This is a genomic window from Actinomadura verrucosospora, from assembly GCF_039540335.1.
Taxonomy (GTDB): domain Bacteria; phylum Actinomycetota; class Actinomycetes; order Streptosporangiales; family Streptosporangiaceae; genus Spirillospora; species Spirillospora verrucosospora.
This window is the reverse complement of the sequence record NZ_BAABEV010000002.1, coordinates 194,066-210,207: the sequence shown is the minus strand read 5'-3', so window position 1 is coordinate 210,207 and position 16,142 is coordinate 194,066. Positions and strand designations below refer to the sequence as shown.

General features: G+C 72.6%; 10 protein-coding genes. 6 read left to right on the top strand and 4 right to left on the bottom strand.

What is annotated here, in order from left to right:
- Window positions 1-26: 26 nt before the first annotated feature.
- Complete coding sequence (locus ABD944_RS03360) at window positions 27-1,613, bottom strand: ABC transporter substrate-binding protein (RefSeq protein WP_345172234.1); 1,587 nt, start codon at window positions 1,611-1,613, stop codon at window positions 27-29.
- Between the two features lie 130 nt (window positions 1,614-1,743).
- On the opposite strand from ABD944_RS03360, the gene ABD944_RS03355 reads away from it, so the two are divergent.
- Window positions 1,744-2,364: an Lrp/AsnC family transcriptional regulator gene (locus tag ABD944_RS03355; RefSeq protein WP_345172233.1), complete on the top strand. Its 621-nt coding sequence runs from the start codon at window positions 1,744-1,746 to the stop codon at window positions 2,362-2,364.
- Here ABD944_RS03355 and ABD944_RS03350 read toward each other — a convergent pair.
- A complete protein-coding gene (locus tag ABD944_RS03350; RefSeq protein WP_360578320.1) occupies window positions 2,348-2,716 on the bottom strand; it encodes an avidin-fold protein in 369 nt (122 codons plus the stop codon). The two genes, ABD944_RS03355 and ABD944_RS03350, sit on opposite strands and share 17 nt — an antisense overlap.
- Before the next feature lie 292 nt (window positions 2,717-3,008).
- Between ABD944_RS03350 and ABD944_RS03345 the strand changes: the two genes are divergently transcribed.
- The 4 genes from ABD944_RS03345 to ABD944_RS03330 all read left to right on the top strand — a co-directional run bounded on the left by ABD944_RS03345 (window position 3,009) and on the right by ABD944_RS03330 (window position 7,172).
- Window positions 3,009-4,676 carry a glycoside hydrolase family 13 protein gene (locus tag ABD944_RS03345; RefSeq protein WP_345172229.1) on the top strand — a complete coding sequence of 556 codons (1,668 nt, stop codon included), beginning with the start codon at window positions 3,009-3,011 and terminating at the stop codon, window positions 4,674-4,676.
- Window positions 4,677-4,983: 307 nt separating this feature from the next.
- Window positions 4,984-5,607: a TetR/AcrR family transcriptional regulator gene (locus ABD944_RS03340; protein ID WP_345172227.1), complete on the top strand. Its 624-nt coding sequence runs from the start codon at window positions 4,984-4,986 to the stop codon at window positions 5,605-5,607.
- A 111-nt stretch (window positions 5,608-5,718) separates the two neighbouring features.
- A complete protein-coding gene (locus tag ABD944_RS03335) occupies window positions 5,719-6,927 on the top strand; it encodes a cytochrome P450 (RefSeq protein WP_345172225.1) in 1,209 nt (402 codons plus the stop codon).
- A 5-nt stretch (window positions 6,928-6,932) separates the two neighbouring features.
- Window positions 6,933-7,172 carry a ferredoxin gene (locus ABD944_RS03330; protein ID WP_345172506.1) on the top strand — a complete coding sequence of 80 codons (240 nt, stop codon included), beginning with the start codon at window positions 6,933-6,935 and terminating at the stop codon, window positions 7,170-7,172.
- Window positions 7,173-7,308: 136 nt separating this feature from the next.
- Here the strand turns inward: ABD944_RS03330 and ligA are convergent, their stop codons facing one another.
- Window positions 7,309-9,300 (bottom strand): NAD-dependent DNA ligase LigA, encoded by a 1,992-nt coding sequence (ligA, locus tag ABD944_RS03325; RefSeq protein ID WP_345172223.1) that lies wholly within the window; start codon window positions 9,298-9,300, stop codon window positions 7,309-7,311.
- Between the two features lie 69 nt (window positions 9,301-9,369).
- A complete protein-coding gene (locus tag ABD944_RS03320; protein WP_345172221.1) occupies window positions 9,370-11,214 on the bottom strand; it encodes a serine/threonine-protein kinase in 1,845 nt (614 codons plus the stop codon).
- 156 nt (window positions 11,215-11,370) lie between these two features.
- Here ABD944_RS03320 and ABD944_RS03315 point away from each other — a divergent pair, with 156 nt between their 5' ends.
- Complete coding sequence (locus tag ABD944_RS03315; RefSeq protein ID WP_345172219.1) at window positions 11,371-16,128, top strand: HEAT repeat domain-containing protein; 4,758 nt, start codon at window positions 11,371-11,373, stop codon at window positions 16,126-16,128.
- Window positions 16,129-16,142 lie beyond the last annotated feature (14 nt).

Below are 16,142 nucleotides of genomic sequence, written 5' to 3'. Positions count from 1 at the left end.
CCGCTCGTCCGACGGGTGAGGAGACTTCATTTGCTGCCGAGCGCCGCGATCTCGAAGGTCCACACCGGGTTGACCGCGAGGCCCGTCAGCGCCCCGGCGGTGACCAGGCGCTGGCTCGGCTGCATCAGCGGCACGATCGGGCCGCGCGCGTTGAGCTGGGTCTGGATCTGGTGGTACTGGGCGAACCGGTCATCGCCGATGGTGCTCGCGGCCTTCGCGCCGGCGTCCTCCAGCGCCTTGTCCGCGCCCTTCTTCCAGCCCGCGCGCTCGCCGATCAGGCCGCCGGGCAGGAAGGCGAGGTAGTTGCTGGCGTCCGGGTAGTCCGGGCTCCACCACCACAGGCCCATCTCCTCCTTGCCGTCGCGGTAGCTCTCCAGCGCGGTCGCGATCGGCGCGGGGGCGAGGTCGACGGTGATGCCGACCTCCTTCAGGTTGGCCTGGATGCGCTCGGCCAGAGGCTGGAAGGACAGGCCGTTGAGCGTGAAGTCGCTGGGGAACTCCAGCTTGACCCTGGGGTTCGTGATCCCGCCGGCGGCGAGCGCCGCCTTGGCGCCGGCGACGTCGCGCTTGGGCGCCTGGCCCGCGGGCAGCGAGCCGTTGATCATGGACGGGACGATCCCGGCCGCCTGCACCGAGCCCTCGCCGGCGAGTTCCAGCAGCCCCGCGTAGTCCACGCCCTTGCTGACGGCCTCGGCGAACCGGGGGTTGGAGGTGATCTTGCTGACGGACGGGTTCCGGTTGGTCAGCAGGAAGAACACGTTGGCGGACGCGCCCTTGACGGTCTGCGTGCCGCCGCCGATGCCCTGGGCCTGGTCGGCCGTCAGGTCCACCGCGATCTGGCTGTCGCCGCGCTGCACGTTCAGCTTCTGCGTCTGCGACTGGACGTTGCGGAGCACGACCCGCTTGTAGACCGGCTTGGTGGCGCCCCAGTACTTGGGGTTGGCCTTGAGCACGACCTGGGTGGCGGCGTTGAAGGACTCCAGCATGTACGGGCCGGACCCGGCCGACTGGCCGTTCAGGTACTTCTCCGCCTTGTCGCCGGGGCTCGCGGCGCCGCCGTTGGCCTTGACGACCTTGGAGTTGAGGATGCCGAGCGCCGGGTTCGGCAGGATGAACGGCAGCGACGGGTTCGGCTTGGCCGACACCAGCGTGATCGTCTTGTCGTCGGTCTTCTCGACCTTCACGCCGTCGAGCAGGAACGACGGGTTGCCCTTGAGGTCGCGGACCCGGTCGAGCGAGAACACCACGTCGTCGGCGGTGACGGGGCTGCCGTCGGAGAAGACCGCGTCCTGGCGCAGCTTGAGCGTGAGCTTCTTGCCGTCCTTGGACAGCTCGAACGACTCCGCCAGCGCCGGCACCGGCGTGCTGACGTCGGAGCCCTTGAAGCTGAGCAGCGTGTCGTAGAGGGCCCGGTCGATGAGCAGGCCGGTCTGCTCGTACATCCGGCCCGGGTCCGCGGTCTTGAGGTTGAACGAGGTGTCGATGACCAGGGCCTTGCCGCCCCCGTCCGACGAGGACGTTCCGCCCCCGCCCGAGCAGGCGGTCAGGCTGAGTGCTGCGGCCACGAGGACGGGCAGCGCCGCCCGCCGTGTGGTTCCACTCGTGATCGGCATCGTGGCCTCCGGGTCTCGGTCAGGTCCGTTGTCTGCTTCTGGACGACGAAGACCGATAGTGCGAGACTTCCGGCTGAACGTCTACGAGACCACCGAAAGTCAAGATAAAGCGAGAGAAGGAGACGGATCCATGGACAGACCGTCGCACGGACCACCCTCTAAGGGGGGCGAGGCTGGACAGATCCGCACCGAGCTGGACGCGATCAACCTCAGGATGCTGGAGGTGCTGCGCCAGGACGGCCGGATCTCCATCGCGGCGCTCGCCCAGCGCGTCGGGATCTCCCGGGCCAACGCCTACATGCGCTTCGAGGCGCTGCGGACCAGCGGTGTGATCAGCCGGTTCACCGTGCAGGTCGACCCGGTCCGCACCGGCCTCGGCATCTGCGCGCTGATCTTCGTCACCGTCCGGCAGCAGATGTGGCCGCAGTTCCGCGCCCAGCTCTCGCTGATGCCCGAGGTCGAGTACTGCGCGATCACCACCGGCCAGCACGACGCGATGATCCAGATCCGGGCCACCGACGTCGCCGCCGTGCACCGCCTGGTCTCCGAGCGCCTGGCCGGCATCCCGGCCGTGAAGGCCACCGAGACGGTGCTCATCCTCGACGAGGTGATCCGCCGCCCGTTCGTGCTGACGTCGGACGGCGCCCCGGCGAAGGCGCAGGCGGAGCCCGGGCCCGGCCCCGTCGCCCTCGGCCGGATGCGCTTCATCCGCGCGGACGCGGGGCGGGCCGAGCTCAAAGACCTCCCGTGACGATCTCCTCGCACACGCTGACCTGGGGCGTGTCGTCCCCGTCGAACCGGAACTCCTCCACCAGCCGGATCCGGCCGTCCCGCAGCAGCTCGATCCGGTTCGTGCTGGACCCGGCGACCGGGTCCGCGCTCCCCTTGGTCAGGTGCACGTAGTTCAGCCGGACCTCGGCTCCGCGCCGGGCCCCCACGAACCGGCCGTGGACCACGGTGTCGCCTTCGTAACTTCCCCACACCACGCCGTCGGCCTCCGTGTAGGCGAATCGCGTGGGCGCGTCAGGGTCCACGCGGCTCGCGGTGGAGCTGACCATCGCGAACCGGCGGCCATCCAGATTAAAGAGATCATTCTCGTTCACGGGCTCATCGTGCCGGGTTCCGCGGCTCGCGCAATCGCGCCTGAACGCATCGTCGCGGAACCGCACACCCGATGGACGAACCGTCCGCGAGAGGCGACCGCCACGCCAATCCGTCTCGGACCGTCCCGTCGGCACCGCACCGCTACCCCGTCGACGACCACGCCCGAGACAGCCGCGAGCGGGGTGCTCCCGAGCCACTTCGAACGGCCCGTGATGCCGGGTTCTGGCGGCGCCGGGCCTCTGCCGGGCGGTCTCAGGTGCGGACCAAATCGATTCCCCGACTGTCCCTCGTATGGATCTATCGTCGAGACCTCCTTCACCGGCGCGCCCCGCGGAGTTCTCCAGCTCCCCGGCGGCCGGTACGCGCTGGTGGCGTGACGCGGTCATATACCAGGTCTACGTGCGCAGCTTCGCCGATGCCGACGGGGACGGGGTCGGCGACCTGGCCGGAATCCGCAGCCGGCTCCCCTACCTCGCCGCGCTCGGCGTCGACGCTCTGTGGATCACGCCGTTCTACGAATCGCCGATGGTCGACGGCGGCTACGACGTCACGGACTACCGCTCGGTGGATCCGACGTTCGGCACGCTCGCGGACGCCGTCGAACTGATCGAGGAGGCGCACCGGCTGGGCCTGCGGGTCATCGTCGACATCGTGCCCAACCACACCTCCGACCAGCATGTCTGGTTCCAGGAGGCGCTGGCCGCCGGGGTCGCCGGTCCGGCGCGCGAGCGCTACGTCTTCCGGCCGGGGCGAGGAGCCTCCGGCGAACTGCCGCCCAACGACTGGGAGTCGGTCTTCGGCGGTCCCGCGTGGACCCGGCTGCCCGACGGGCAGTGGTACCTGCACCTGTTCGCTCCGCAGCAGCCCGACCTGAACTGGGAGCACCCGGACGTGCGCGCCGAGTTCGACGATGTCCTGCGATTCTGGCTGGACCTGGGCGCCGACGGATTCCGCATCGACGTGGCGCACGGCATGGTCAAGGCGGCCGGGCTGCCCGACGTCGGCGACGCGCCGCAGTCGCGGCTGCTGGGACGCGGCAAGGTGCCGTACTTCGACCAGGACGGAGTGCACGACATCCATCGAGGCTGGCGGCGGCTGCTCGACTCCTGTCCCGGGGAGCGGATCGGCGTCGCGGAGGCGTGGGCGCCGTCGCTCGATCGGCTGGCCAACTACGTCCGCCCGGACGAGCTGCACCAGGTGTTCAACTTCGACTACATGAGGACCGACTGGGACGCCGCCGAACTGCGCTCGGTGATCGAGAAGTCGCTGGCCTCGACCGGCTCAGTGGGCGCGCCCACCACCTGGGTGCTGTCCAACCACGACGTCCAGCGGCATGTCACCCGCTATGGCGGCGACGAGCTCGGACGGCGGCGGGCGCGAGCGGCGGCGCTGCTCACTCTGGCGTTGCCCGGCTCGGCGTACGTGTACCAGGGCGAGGAACTCGGCCTGCCCGAGGTGCTCGACATCCCCGCCGAGCTGCTGACCGATCCGCAGTTGGAGAGTCTCAAGGGCGGCCGGGACGGTTGCCGCGTTCCGCTTCCGTGGTCCGGCAACGAGCCCCCGTTCGGGTTCGGATCGGGTGGCGGCTGGCTGCCGTCGCCGCCCGAATGGAAGTCGCTCACCGTGGAGGCGCAGTGGGACGACGAGGCGTCCACGCTGACCCTCTACCGCAAGGCTCTCCGGATCCGGCGCGACCATTCCGCGCTGGGCGACGGTGAGCTGCGCTGGCTGGACGGGCCGCCGGACTGCCTGGTCTTCGAGCGCAGCGGTCATTCCGACGGCCCTCGAATGCTGTGCGCGGTGAACACCGGCGACCGGAGCGTCCAGATCCCAGTCCGCGGTTCGCTCCTGCTGAGCAGCGAGCCGATCCGTAAGGAGGGCCCGAACGCGGTCCTGCCACCCGACACCGCCGCCTGGTGGAGTACTGAGCCCTCCGAGGAGCCGGACACGGGCGGCTGAACGCAGTCCCACCCGGCGGCGCGGCCCCGGACCGCACGAGGCGGCCCGGGGCCGGCGGTCGACCGCGGCTCCCGCCAGTTGGAGAGGCGGCCTCTTGATCCGGAACTCCGGAACAGGGAAAGGGTGGTGCGCCAGAGGGTCGGAGCGGCGCTGGCCTGCTGGAGCGGCTTGTCGTGCACGCCGGTCACGCGTCTGTTGTGAAGCAGAGTGCTCGGTGCCCGTTCTTTTCCGTCTTGAAGGCTGCCGTGACGCTTTCGGCTGGCTTACGGTGTTGAGCACCCTGGGTCCGGCACGGAGGGCGGGCGGTATGCGGGACGACGCGACGGCGCGGAGCGGGCTCAGGAAGGTGCCGCTGAGCAGGCCCGAGCGGCGCGCGGAAGTGTTCGACGCCGTCCTCGCCCTGCTCTCGGAGGTCGGGTACGAGCGGCTGACCATGGACTCGGTGGCCAGGCGCGCGCGGGTGGGCAAGGCGACGCTGTACCAGCGCTGGCCCACCAAGGCCCATCTGGTGATGGCCGCGATGGAGCGCTACCGGCCCGTGGTGTCCGGGCGGGACGCGGGCTCGTTCACCGAGGACATACGCCAGCTGCTGATGGCGTACGTCGCCAGCTGGTCCAGCCTGGACCGCGGGCTGGTCATCGCGCTGCTGGAGGGCAGCCGCCGGGACGCCGAGCTCGCCCGGCTGCGCCGCGAGCGGCTGGCCGATCCCGTGCGGCGCTCCATCGAGGCGGCGCTCGACCGGGCCCGGGAACGCGGCGAGATCCCCGGACGGGTGGACGCCGGGCTGCTGGCCGATCTGCCCTTCGCGGTCATCCTGGGGCATGTGCTGATGCAGGACGAACCTCCAGGCCGCGAGCTGGTCGACCGGTTTGTGGACGGCATCCTGTCCCCCCTGCTGGACGTCCCCAACCTGCCGCAACCTCGCGTATAGAACGGATCCGTTCTACTTTCGAAGCGGATGCCGTCTCCTCCGGCGAGCCCGCCGCAAGCCGTCCCGCCGGGAGCGGCACAGCGCGAGTCTCCGAGGAAGGGATCTCGTCCCATGCGCGCTCCGCAGCCCCCCGCCTCCGTCCCCGCCCCGCTTCCCACGCGGCGCGACGACCCGCTCGACCCGCCACCGGCGCTCGGCCTGCTCCGCAGCGAGTCGCCCGTCTCCCCTCTGTCCTTCCCCGACGGCGCGACCGGCCTGCTGCTGACCCGGCACCGGGACGTCCGCGAGATCCTGGCCGACGAGCGGTTCAGCGCCGACCGGGCGGAAGCCTCCTCACCGATCAGGCGGCCCGCCTTCCGGCCCGAGGACCGGACCGGTTCGCTGCTGTTCATGGACCGGCCGGAGCACACCCGTTACCGGCGGCTGCTCACGCCGTTCTTCACCACCCGCCGGATGCAGGCCCTCGCGCCGCGCGTCGAGCGGATCGTCGCCGACCACCTCGACGCCCTGCGCGCCGCCGGCCCGCCCGCCGACCTGGTTCCGGCGTACACCCTGCCGATCCCGTCCCTGGTGATCTGCGAGCTGCTCGGCGTGCCCTACGCCGACCGCGCCCGCTTCCACGCCTGGTCGGCCGCCCTGCTCAGCGTCACCGCGGACGCCGGGCGGGTGGCGGAGGCCAGGGACGCGCTGCTGGAGTACATGCGGGACCTGGTGGCCGCCAAACGGCGCAGCCCGGACGACGCGCTGCTGGGCTCACTGATCACCTCCGGGGCCGGGCTGAGCGACGCCGAGCTCAGCGGCATCGGCCGGCTGCTGCTGGTCGCCGGGCACGAGACCACCGCCAACATGCTGGCGCTGGGCACCCTCACCCTGCTCACCCGTCCTGGCCAGCTGGCCGCGTTCCGCGCCGGCCCGCAGGCGGCCGGCCCCGCGGTCGAGGAGCTGCTGCGCTACCTGAGCATCGTCCAGTTCGGCGTCGTCCGGGTCGCCAAGGAGGACGTCGAGATCCACGGGCACCCGGTGCGTGCCGGGCAGACCGTCGTCCTGTCGCTGCCCGCCGCCAACCGCGACCCCGAGCACTTCGAGGATCCCGACGAGCTGGACCTCACGCGGCCGCCGTCCCAGCATGTGGCGTTCGGCCACGGCATCCACCAGTGCCTCGGGCAGCAACTGGCCCGCGTGGAGATGCGCATGGCCCTCACCGCCCTGTTCGACGGGCTGCCCGGCCTGCGCCTCGCGGTGCCGCCCGACGAGGTGCCCATGCGGCACGACATGTTCGTCTACGGCGTCCACCGTCTCCCGGTGAGCTGGGAGCGGTGACCACCATGCGGATCGTCGCCGATCACGACCGCTGCCTCGGCGCGGGGCAGTGCGCCCTGTACGCGCCGGAGGTCTTCGACCAGTCCGACGAGGACGGAACCGTCGTGCTCCTCGCCGAGTCCCCTCCCGGGGAGCTGCACGAGACCGTCCGCCGGGCCGCCCTGATGTGCCCCAACCAGGTCATCAGCCTGCACGAGCAGGCGGCCGCCGATGCGACCTCGTCGGCGGAGACGCGTTCTCCATGACCAGCGCGCCCGAACGGCGGTGAGAGGCCCGGCTCGCCCTGCCCGAAGGCGGTGACGGCAGGCGTCACCGCTGTGCGCCGTGGGACGAGGGAAGGCGTCCGACCCGACCGGGTGGTTCCCGGGGAACCGGACGCGGTCAGATGACGCCGGCTTCGGTCAGCCAGCGCCATAGTTCCTCTTGGTGGACGACGGTGACGCCGAGCTTCTCGGCTTTGCCGGTCTTGGCGGCTCCGACGTTGGCTCCGGCGAGCAGGTAGTCGGTGCTGGCGGAGACCGACGACGCGGTCGTCGCGGCGGCCTGCTCGACCAGGCGGGTGACGTCCGGGCGGCTGATCTTCGCGCCGGAGCGGGGGTCGGTGAACGCGCCGGTGATGACGACCGACTTGCCCTTGAGAGGCGAGTCGCCCGCGGCGGCCGCGTCGAGGGGCCGGTCCTCGGGCAGGACGTCGAGGTTCACGCCGCGCTCGCGCAGCGCGGCGATCTCCTCCTGGACCTCCGGACGGGCGAAGAAGGCCACGATGCTCTCGGCGGCCTTCGGTCCGATGTCGCGGATGGCAACCAGGTCCTCGGCGGTCGCCGCCGCGACGTCCTCGATGCGCTCGTAGCCGGCCAGGCACAGGCGCTTGGCCGTGCCCTCGGAGGCCATCGGGATCGCCAGCCCGATCAGCGCGCGCCGCAGCCCCACGTCCTTGGACGACGCGATCGAGTCGACCATGTTCTGGGCGCTGACCTCGCCCATCCGCTCATAGCCCAGCAACTGCTCGGTCGTCAGGTCGTAGAAGTCGCTGCGGTGTTTGAGCACGCCGTCCTCGGCGAGCTTCTCGATCCAGACATCGCCGACGCCCTCCATGTCGGCCGCCTGACGCGAGGCCCAGTGCATCAGCCGCCGCGTCGCCTGCGCCGGGCACTGAAGATTCACGCACCAGCGCTCCTCGCCGGTGCCGCGGACCTCCAGTTCGGAGTCGCACGACGGGCAGTGCGTCGGCGGAACGATCTCGATCTCGCTCCCGTCGCGCCGCTCCGGCAGCGAGCGGCCCGCGAACGGGATCACGTCGCCGCGCCGCACGACCGCCACCGTGTCGCCGATCCGCAGGTCGCGCTCGCGGATCAGCCGGGGGTTGTGCAGGGTGATGTTCTCCACCGTCACGCCGCCGACGAACACCGGCGCGACCTTCGCGCGCGGCGGGACGCGGCCGATCTTGCCGACCGGCCACTGGACCGCCAGCAGCGTCGTCAGCTTCTCCTCCGGCGGGTACTTGAACGCGATCGCTCCGCGCGGCTCGGCGCTGTTGAACCCCGCCGCGTCGAACGCCGCCGGCTCGTGCAGCCGCACGACCGCGCCGTCGATGTCGTAGTCCAGACCGTCGCGGCGGCCGCCGATCTCCTCGATCGCGGCGATGACCTCCTCGGCGCCGGCGCCCACGTACTGGACGACCGACTCGAAGCCCGCCGGGACATCGATCGCGACGCCGTCGCGGTCGGCGCCGAACGCGAAGAACCTCAGCACGCGCTTGGCCTTCACGGCCGCTTCGGGATCCTTGAGCACCAGCGTTCCGGCGGCTCCCGAGCGCGGGTTGGTCAGGATCCGCTCCGGGTGCGCCTCGTTGTAGGCCGTCCAGACCGACCGGAGCATCACCGCCTCGCCGCGGACCTCCACGCGCCCGGGCTCATCGATCTCGGCCGGCAGGCCCGGGATCACGTGGCGCACCTTCTCGGTCACCAGTTCGCCGACCGCGCCGGTGCCGCGCGTGGCGACGTAGTCGAGCGTCCCGTCGGTGTAGACGACGCTGAGCGAGAGCCCGTCGAGCTTCTCCGACACGCGGAAGACCTGGCCGCCGAACCGCTCGCAGAACGTGCGGATCTGCTCCTCGCTCGTCGCCTTGGCCAGCGACAGCATCGGGCGCGCGTGGCGCACGGTCGGACCGGTCAGCTCCGCGGGCGCGTTGACCTTGCCGAGCGGGCTGTCGGCGGGCTCCAGCTCCGGATGCTCGGCGACGAGCGCGGCCAGCTCGTCCTTCAACGCGTCGTAGTCGGCGTCCGGCAGCGGGCTGTCGCCGGCGCCGTAGTACAGATCGTTCAGTCGCTTGACCTGGGCGGTCAGCTCGGCGATGCGCTCTCCAACGTCCACGCCTCGATTAAACGCGACGGCACCGACAACCGGCCGCTCCGCTCCCCCGCCGGAACCGCGATCTTCGCGTCAGACGACCTTGGCGCAGAGGACGCCTCGCCGGAAATCCCATGTCAGAGAGCCGCGGGGGCACCGGCTCTTGTGATAACCGGTGAACCGGAGGACGCGGCCGTATTCCTTTGGAAGGCCGCTCTTGCCGCATCTCCACGACGTCATCAGACCGTAGCCGCTGATGGCCGCCAGGCCCGGTTTGCTCCCCTTCTTGCCCAGGAAGCATTCACCGTTCCTGAACCGCCGTTCTAGACAGAGATAGGTTCTCTCGCCGTCGTGAGCCGGGGACTCCCAGTAGGACTCTCCGTTGAGCGGTTTGGCGTCGCACGCGCCGCTCGTCTTCTCCACGCCGGTGACCCTCAGGTAGGCGTCGCTCTCCCGGCAGGAGACGGCGCGGGGCATGCCCCCGAGCCACCCGCCGGGGTTCCAGGGGTCCCCGGACGCGTCCAAGCAGTCGTTGACCGAGATGTCGTCGAACGCCTTCCATGTCTTGTCGGGGGTCGGACTCGGCCGGACGCTGCCCCCCTCGCCCGTGGGGCCGGTCGAGCGGCTCGTCGGCGAGGTCGACGCGGCGTCGGCGTTGTTCGAGCCCTTCGAGTCTCCCTTGCCGGCGACGACGATGAGCACGGCGACGAGCACGACCCCCGCGACCGCGGCCAGGACCATCGCGGCCTGCCTGGCCGGTGGACGCTCCCGCCGACGCTCCGCCCGCACCGGCGCCGGGCGCGGCGACGGGCTCGGCGACGGCGGGCGCGGGTCCGCGGGCGGCTGATCGCGCTCGGCCGGCGACGGGCGCGCTCCGCGTTCGCCCGTGCCGCCCTTCCTCGTGAAGACCTCGGTCTCGGCCACCCGCGAAGCGATCATGCTGGTGAACGTCTCCGGCAGGGGCATGCCCTCGTCCGCGACGAGCGCGGAGCAGCGGTCCAGGAACTCTCCGGTCGCCGGGCGGCCGCGCGGATCCTTCTCCAGACCGGCCGCGATCAGCGGTCTCAGCGATGCCGGGACGTCCGCCAGGTCCGGGTTCTGGTGGCGGACCCGGTAGCCGAGGGCCTCGGGCGGCCCTTCGCCGAAGGGATGGCGGCCGGTCGCGGCGAAGGCCAGCACCGCGGCCAGGCAGAACACGTCGCTGGCCGGTTCGAGGTCGCCGCCCAGGAACTGTTCGGGCGACATGTAGCCGGGCGTGCCCACCAGGGTCAGGCTCTGGGTGGGCGCGTCCATCGCGCGCGCGATGCCGAAGTCGATGATCCGCGGCCCGTCCTGGGCCAGCAGGACGTTCCCCGGCTTGAGGTCCCGGTGGATCACGTTCTGCTCGTGCACCGCCCGGAGCCCTTCGGCGAGCCCCGCGCCGAGCGCCGCCACCGAGATCTCGGGCAGCGCGCCGTTCTCCTCGACGGCGTCCTGCAGCGACGGCCCCGCTATGTACTCCGTGACCAGCCACGGCGGGTCGGCGTCGGCATCGGCGTCGATCACCTGCGCCGTGTAGAAGCCCTTGATGCGGCGCGCCGCCGCGATCTCCTTGGTGAACCGGCGCCGGAACACCGCGTCGTCGGAGAAGTGAGGGTGGACGACCTTCACCGCCACCAGCCGCCGGCCCTGGGACCGGCCCAGGTAGACCTGCCCCATCCCGCCCGCTCCCAGCCGCGCCAGCAGCCGGTACGGCCCGACCCGTTCCGGATCGGCGGCCCTGAGCGCCCTGAGTCCCGTGCCGGACATCTCACCTGCCCCAGGTTCGTCGAACATCATCGTCTTCTCGAGGACGAGCCCGGTGACGGCGGTCGTCCGGTGGCAGCGCCCGCGGCGCGGCCCCTGCGTCTTCCCGTGCCGGAGCCGGGGCCATTCTGCGCGGCGGTCATCGTTGATCACAGCTCTTACACGAGGTCTTTGTCGACGGATCGCCCGTTGCTGGCTTTGCCGGGGTCCGGGACGGGCCGCGCCCCGGCACCCGGAACCCGCCGGGGGGCGGCGCGGAGCGCTCGCTACGCTTGGCGCGCATCCGTGATCTGCTGGAGTTGAGAGCGCATGACGTCGGTCGACGACCCGGTCCTCACCGCCATACGCTGCGCCGACGCGGACGGGCTCGCGGCCGCGCTCGATCCGTCGCGGTGCCCGCCCGCCACCTTGCGGCTCCTCGTCCGGCACGAGGACGCACGCCTGCGGGCCCTCGGCCTCGTGTGCCTCGCCGAACGCCTTGAGGCGGGACGGGATGAGGACCGTTCCGAGCTGGCCGAGTTCGCCGCGTCGTTGCCCGGAACCGTCGACGGTTCGCCGGAGGCGTCCCTGGCCCTGGCGCACCTTCGTCTGCGCTTGCGCTCCCACCTCCGGGACCGGCCCTGGCCGCAGTGGCGGAAGGCGGATCTGCCGGTCCGGATCCAGATCGCGTGGCTGAGCGCCGAGATCGCCGACCGGCCGGAGACCGTGCGGGACGAGCCCCCGGGCGAGCTGCTCTACCAGGCCGTCCGCACGATCGGCGTGTCCGACGTCGACGAACCCGAGCGCCTCGCCCGGGAGCTGATGGGGCGGCTCGACCCCGTGCTGCGGTCGGAGGCTCTGCGGGTCACCCGCGAGGCCCTGCGCGCGGGGCTGCTGGCGCCCGAGCGAGCCCGGACCCTCGTGGTGGGGCTCACCGGGACGATCGCCGGGGAGCCCGCCGCAGCCGCCGCCGCGGCCGGCGTCGCCGCGGCGGCGCTGCGTGAGCTGTCCGAGCCTTGGGCCGCGTTGGATCCGCTGCCGCAGGAGCACCTCTACCGGTTCCTCGAAGGCGGGCCGGGCGACGCCGTCCCCGCGGTGGCCGCCGCGGCGATCGAAGCCGCGGCCCGCCATGGGCATCAGGACCTGCTCCGTGACGTGGCCGCCGACCGAGGGCGGCCTCCGGGGCTCCGTCAGCGGGCTCTGGAGCTGCTCGGAGACCTCGCGAGCCGCGACGACATCGGCGATCTCGTGAGCATCGCCGCCACCGACCCGCTCCTGCTCGCCGCGCCGGTCACGCGATGCCTGCGCGGGCTGCACCGGCGCGGGCACTTCCCGGCGGGCGACACCGTCCCGGCGATCGTGCGCCTGGCCGTCGCCGACCACTCGGTGCCCGCGGACGACGTCGCCACCGTCCTGTTCACATCCCGGCAGGAGACGCTCAAGGAGCTGATGGGGGCGGACGCGGACGATCCGCACTGGCCGCGCCGGCTGGAGCTCCTGGTCGCGCTGGCCGCTCAGGGCACCGGGGACCTGCCGGTGGGCGAGAAGGTCACTGACCTGCTGCGCTCCGCGCCGGATGCCCGGCCGTTCCTGCGGGCGATCCGCGCGCTGCGCCACACGGCCGCCGAAGAGGCCGTCATCGCCGCGCTGCCCAGGTCGCCCGCCGCAGCGGTGGAGGCCCTGGAAGCCGTGGGCGGAGCCCGGGCGGTCACCGCCCTGCGAGACGGTCTGGGCCTGGACGGGCCCGAAGGCATCGGCGTGGTGCCTCACCTGCGGCCGGTGCGCCACCGGGCCCTGGAAGTGCTGTGGCATCTCACCGAGGACCCCGACCAGCGAAGGTCGATCCTGGTCCGGCTCGCCCCGCGGGATCTGCCGGGCCGGATCGCCGCGGATCTCGGCGTCCCGGACGAACGGGAACTGGCGCTGCTCCGCGCGGGCCTGGACCCGGAGAAGCCGGTCGAGGCCCTGTGCAGGCTGGCGCGCAACGCTAGCTCCGAGACCGTGCCGGCCATCGCCGACCTCCTGCTGCGGGTGGTGACCGATTTCGCGGCGTCCTGGGCGCCGGGCGCGTCCGCAGATGCCACCGAACCGACGGTGCCGCAGGAAGTCGTCGCGGCCGTCCGCGACCTCGGCGGCCGCCTCCACGAGAGAGGAAAGATCAGGCCGCGCTGTCTTCTGGACGCCGCTGACGCGCGGGAGGCGGGCGAGGCGCTCGTCGCCGGCATCGCGCTCGATCTGCTGGACCGCCCTGACTTGACGGCGGCTGAACAGATGGTGCTGCTCAGCCTGCTCCTGCAGATCTCCCATCGCGGGATCAGGGCACGGGTGCATCCACTGCTGCGCCACCGTGACCGCCATGTCCGCAAGCATGTGATCGCGCTCCTCGCCCGCGACGCCGACGGCGAGGACGCGCAGGCGCTGTCGGCGAGCCTGATCCCGCTCACCGCCGCCTCCGACGTACAGACCGCGCGGCAGGCGCTGCTCGCGCTCGGGCACGCGCGCGCGTGCTGGGCCGCGGCGGCGATCGCCGCCTGCCTCGACCACCCCAACATGAACGTCAAGAAGACCGCCGCGAACGCGCTGGTCCACGCCGGGGCCCCCGCGGCAGTGCCGAAGCTGCTGTTCTGGCTCGGAAGGCACGACAACCCCGGCCTGCAAAGCGCGCTCGTCGCGGCATTGCGGACGATCCTCGGCGACGCCTACGCCGCGACCGTCGTCGCCGCCGCCGACCGCGCCGCCGACGACCGCACCCGTGCCCTCCTGGCGGCGGGGCTCGGCGGGGCGCTGTCCGCCCGTGCCGTCGGAGCCCTGGCCGACCAGGGGTCGCCGACCGGGGCGGCCCTGCTCTCACTCGTCGCCGGACGCCGGCTCACCCTTGGATCGGGTACGGCCGCGGAGCTGGCGGACCGGATGGCGGCCCACGGCATCACGCCACCGAGCCGTCGGCAAGAACCGCAGACCGCCCTGCCGGACGCTGAGATCGACGCCCTGGTGGACCGCGGCTGGAACACCGAGATCGCACGCCGCCTCGCCGGAAGGGTCGATCGGGATTCCGCCGAGCCGACCGCCGAACGGCTGAGCCTGCTCCGGCCGATGCTGGAACGCTGGCTGGAACTGGCCGCCGAGGAGCCGGAACAGCGCGGCCGGGTCCTGCGGCTCGTGTCGCGCCTCTGCCCCCCGCCGTGGACGGCCGGTGAGTCGGAGGCCTTCGCCCGGTCCGCGCGGACACTCGTGGCGGGGCTGGCCGACATCGGCGACGCTCATCGCGACCGCCTTCTCGCGCTGCTGGAGGACGCGGTCGGGCGGCTGCCCTCCACCAGCGGGTTCGACATCGCCGCTCGGATCCGCGCGCTGCCCCAGGGGGCCGTGGGAGGCCGGTCCCTCCTCGTGCTGCTGCGCCGGTGCGGCGCCGTGCTGACCCGCACCGATCTCGGGCGGGCGCTGGCCGCCGCCCGCGCGGGCGCGAACCCGTGGCTGGCGGAGGCGGAGGTGTTGCGCGAGGCGTTCGGGGCGGCAGGACGGGCCGACGCCGCCGCGAGCGGTCGCGCCGAGACGTCCGAGCCTCCCGCCATAACCCGGTGGCGGGACGCCCTATTCGCGGCCGCCCGAACCCCTGACGGCCTCCGGCGATTCCGCGTCACGGACCGGCCCGCCGACCTCGGCGACAGCCCGATCGGTTCGAGGGACCGGCTCCACGCACTGATCGAGGTGTTCGTCGAAGCCGACACGGAGGTGCGCGGGCCTCTGCTGGACTGGATGATCGAGTTGCAGCCCCTCGACGCACCGCCGTGGACCATCGTGGAGGACGCCCGCCGGTCCGCGCCGGACCGCGCGTCTCGTGCCGGTGACCGGGACCAGCCCCGTTCGGCGGTTCAGCGTGAGCGCCTCCTGAGGCTGCTGGAAGATCCCGCGCGGGACCGGCGCGAAGCCGCCGCCCGCGCCATGCTGGGCTGGCCCGAACCCGAGTTCCGGCTCGCGGTCCTGCACGCCTTCCTCGACGGCCGGGTCGACCTCGCCGTCTCCGGCGACCTCGCGCAGGCCCTGACGCTCGTGAGCGAGACCGAACTGCGCCGGGCCGCAGACCGCGACTCCGGCGGCGACGCGGTTCGCGAACGGATCGCCCGCGTCGCCTCCCATCTGGATCCGCCGGACGTGGACCGGTTCATCCCGCTGCTGGCGGCATGGTGGGAGCACGGCGGACGCTCCCTCCACGCGTCCGCCGGCCGAGCGTTGCGCAAGGCGGACCCCGACGTCCTGGCCGAGGCCCTGTCCGGCCGGCTCGACAACGGAGACTGGGGCCTGGTCGATCTCGTCTCCGGCGTCGCGCTGCTGCGCACCCCCACGCTGGCGCGGGCGCACCGGCGCCTACGCGAGGAGGGACGCCACGACCTCGCGGACAAGCTCGTGCTGGTGGACGGGCCGCTGCGCCGTCCCGGCGCGGCCGAGCGGGACTCCGCCGCTCTCTCGGCGCTCCGGAGCCGGCCGGCCGTCCCGGAGGCCGCGCGACGGCCGGCCCGCGCGGACCTGTTCCGGCTGGCCCGTACGGGCGGCCCCGAGCAGATCCGCCGGGCGCTGACCCTGCTCGCCGAGAGTCACGACGACGACCCCGCACGCACGCGCCGGCACGGCGCGGACCGGACCGCGGACCCCGATCCGGAGTTCAGGGAGCTGCTGGCCGAGTCGCTCGGCCATCCCGAGGCCAGGGTGCGCCTCCACGCCCACCGGATCTCCCGGAAGGCGATGGACCGCGAGGACTACCTCGAACACACCGTGCTGCTGCTGGACGACCGGCAACCCGACATCGTGCGCTCGGCGGTCAAGACCTTGTGCCACGCGGCGTGGAAGCCGGCCGTCCCGGCGCTGGTCGGCCTGCTCACGCACTCCCACCCGGCCGTCCGGAGGGCCGTCTCCGACGGGCTCGTCCTTCTCGGGGCGCCGGCGGTCCCCGCCCTCAGGCACGCCGCCGGCAAGGCGCGCCCGGACAAGCGGCACATCTACACCACAGTGCTCGACAGAATCACCGAAGCTCAGGACGGGGCGGCGGCCGGTCCGCGGACCCCTGCCGGACCTTCGGCCCGCAGGTTCTGAACTCGTCGATCACC